Annotated in this window: 2 protein-coding genes; both read left to right on the forward strand. The window is 73.0% G+C overall.

Annotated elements, in window-relative coordinates:
- A partial coding sequence (locus ABYE80_RS18995) for a zinc-binding dehydrogenase (protein ID WP_372791884.1) occupies positions 1-450 on the forward strand: 450 nt, incomplete at its 5' end.
- Positions 451-1,003: 553 nt separating this feature from the next.
- Positions 1,004-3,187, forward strand: a 2,184-nt coding sequence (locus ABYE80_RS19000; RefSeq protein WP_372791885.1) for a matrixin family metalloprotease, incomplete at its 3' end; no start/stop codon positions are given.

Genomic DNA, 3,187 nt, shown 5'->3' on the forward strand with positions numbered 1-3,187 from the left:
ATGATCATCGAGGAGTTCGGGTTCGACGCCGCCATCGACTACAAGGACGCGGACGTCGCCAAGGCGCTGCGCGACCTGGCGCCGAAGGGCGTCGACATCTACTTCGACAACGTCGGAGGGGACATCCTCGACGCGGTCCTGACGCGGTTGGCCCGCGGTGCGCGGGTGATCATCTGCGGCGCCATCAGCCAGTACAACGCGACCGAGTCGTACAAGGGCCCCTCGAACTACATGTCCCTGCTCGTCAACCGCGCGTCGATGAAGGGGATGGTGGTGTTCGACTACGCCGACCGCTACGCCGACGCCGCGAAGGAGATGGCGGGGTGGTTGGCCGAAGGGCGCCTCGTGGCTCACGAGGACGTGGTGGAAGGCGGCCTCGCCGCGTTCCCGGCGACGCTGCTGCGGCTGTTCCGGGGGGAGAACCGGGGCAAGCTCGTGCTCGCCCTCTGAGGCCGGGCACAACGACAGAAGCCCCGCTCGCAAGAACGGGGCTTCGGCAGTGTGACGTGTCTAGGAGTGACGGAGGAAGCCGCCGCAGTGGGGGCAGCTCGCTCGGTCCGAGACACGTGCCGCGGGCCAGAGCCGCAGGCACTTCGCACAGAGGACTCTCATGGGTCCTCCTCTCTTCTGTCTTTGGTGTTCGACTCCTACCTTAGTCGACGATCGGCCGAGAACCTGAATTCTTTCGTTCGGGTCCGGACGACCGGTGTGCCGGGGTCACGCGACAGCACGTCGCTGATCCTGGGTTCCCCCAGATTGTCGTAGATCAAGATTTGCGCAACTTGCCGTAGTTCCTTCAGCACGACAGGTGTTGCGATTTTGGGAATCGCCTTGACTTGGATGGCGCGTTCGCCGTAGGTTCACCCTTGCGCTCGGCGGGAGTGCGCCCTCGGGGGACCGGGGAACAAGGGGTTGGCACCCGTGTCCACGGGTGTCGCACTTGGAACGTGCCATCTCCCTGCTCGATGCGCTGGGTCCAGGACGAACGTCCGCCAGTCCAGTCGTGCTGACACCGTTCCAACAGCCATTCAGACCAGCGCTCGCCCCCGGGGGAGGCGGCGGAAGCCTCGGTGCCGGCACCGCCCGGACTCCGAGCATCATCGGCCTGCGGCGCGGTCCCTCGGCCAAGGCGCTGGCGATCGTGCTGATCCTCTCGCTCGTCATGACCTACGCGGTGCCGCTCGGTACGGCGCTGCGCGACGCACGCACCGTCGATGCGCTGCCTGCGGTCGCGATTCCTCGCTTCGATTTCCCTGCGTTCGACGCAAAGACCGCTGCTTCCAAGCCGCCGCCGAGTCGTCCGGCGGCTCGGCGCCAGGCCGCGACCGGCGCGACCGGCGCGGCCGCTGCCGCGGTGGCGACCCGCGCCACCGCGCAGGCGCCGCCTGCGAGCGTCGCCCGGACCGTCGTCCGCAACGCGGCTGTGGCCGCCGGTGCCGCCGAGGCCGCGATACCGGTCATCCAGAACACCTACGGCTACGAGAACTCAGGCGGATCGTCCGGCGGCGGAACGGCTCCGTCGACGTCCGAACCCAGCTCGACGGCGGGTGGCGGAAGCGGGTCGCTGAGCGGACCTGACGTCGTCACGCAGACGATCGGAGCGACCCCGCCGACCCTCGTGTCGGCCGATGGCGCGGAACCCGCCGCCGGCGTGGTGGTCGTCCAGACCGGGACGTTGCCTCCGTCGATCTCCACGCCCCAGACGACGTCCGCGGGCGGAGGGCCGTCGCCGGTCATCGACTCGAGCGGCACCGTGCCGCCGACGCTTGCCGCAGGGACAGCGCCGGCGAGCGCCCCCGTGGCCAAGGCCTCCGCCGCCGCGAAGGCCGCGACCGCCGCACCCCGGGCCCGGGCGGCCGTGACGCGGGCGGCAGCGCCGAAGGCCGCCCCTGCGCCGGAGGCCGACGCCGCGCCGAAGCCTGCACCTGCGCCGAAGCCTGCACCTGCGCCGAAGCCTGCACCCGCGCCGGAGCCTGCCGCGGCACCCGCGCCGAAGCCCGCTCCGGCTGCGGCTCCCGCGCCGAAGGCGGCGCCTGCTCCCGCACCCGCACCCGCGCCCGCCCCGGCTCCGGCTCCCGCCCCGGCACCTGCTCCCGCGCCCGCTCCGGCACCCGCGCCCGCCCCGGCGCCCGCTCCGGCACCCGCGCCCGCTCCCGCGGCACAGCCTGCTCCCGCTCCGGCGCCTGCGGCACAGCCGGCTCCGGCGGCCGAGCCGGCCCCCGCGCCCGCCGCGCAGCCGACGGCGTCGACCACCGCCCCGGCCACGATCAGCGCCGCACCCGAGCCTTCCGTGATCTCCGCGGCCCCCGTCGCCCCCGCGCCGATCGCGCCGACCTACACCCCGGTGGTGGCCTACGTCGCACCGCCACCCCCGCCGCCTCCGCCGCCACCACCGCCGGTCACGCCTGAGCTCGTGAAGGATGCGGGCGTGGCGCTCACCGAGGTCCTGGTGGAGGGCGCGACGCCGACCATGGGGCCGGCGGTCGCCGATCCGTCGCCGATGCTGATCGACCCGTCCGCCGTGGCGCTGCCCGAGGTCGCCGGCATCGACGCCGGTATCGACGCGCCGGTCGCCGACGAGCCCGACCCGATCACGCCCGAGCCGATCGGCACCACGCCGACCGTCGCGGCGGTCACCGGCGGCTCCTCCGCGGGCGGCGGCACCGGCGATCAGGCCGACGTCGCGCCCCCCGTCGCAGTCACCGAGGACGACGGGACCAGCGGTCTTCCGGCGACCTCGCAACCCGCATCGGCCCCTGGGGTCGCCGACCAGGCGCTCGCCCGCGGACCTCCGGCCGCCGAGCTCACCACCTCTATCCTCGCCCCGGTCGTCGCACAGGCCCAGGCGATGTGGCAGACGCTCGTGCCCGACCTGGACTGGACCGGTGTCACGGTCACGATCGGTGATCTGCCCGAGGGCCAGCTCGGTGTCACGGTCGGCACCACCGTCACGATCGACGCCACAGCAGGCGGGATCGGCTGGACGCTGCTGCACCCCGACGACCCGACCGCCCGATACGACCTCCTGACCGTGGTGCTCCACGAGCTGGGCCACGTGCTCGGCTTCGGCGAGGACCCGACCGGCGAGTCGATCATGTCGCCGTTCCTCAGCGTCACCCAGACCCGCACGCTCCCGACCTCGCTCGACGAGCTCGCCGGGGTCCCGCGGATCGACGGCGCCGAGAAC

Source organism: Paraconexibacter sp., from assembly GCF_041602235.1.
Classification (GTDB): Bacteria; Actinomycetota; Thermoleophilia; order Solirubrobacterales; family Solirubrobacteraceae; genus Paraconexibacter.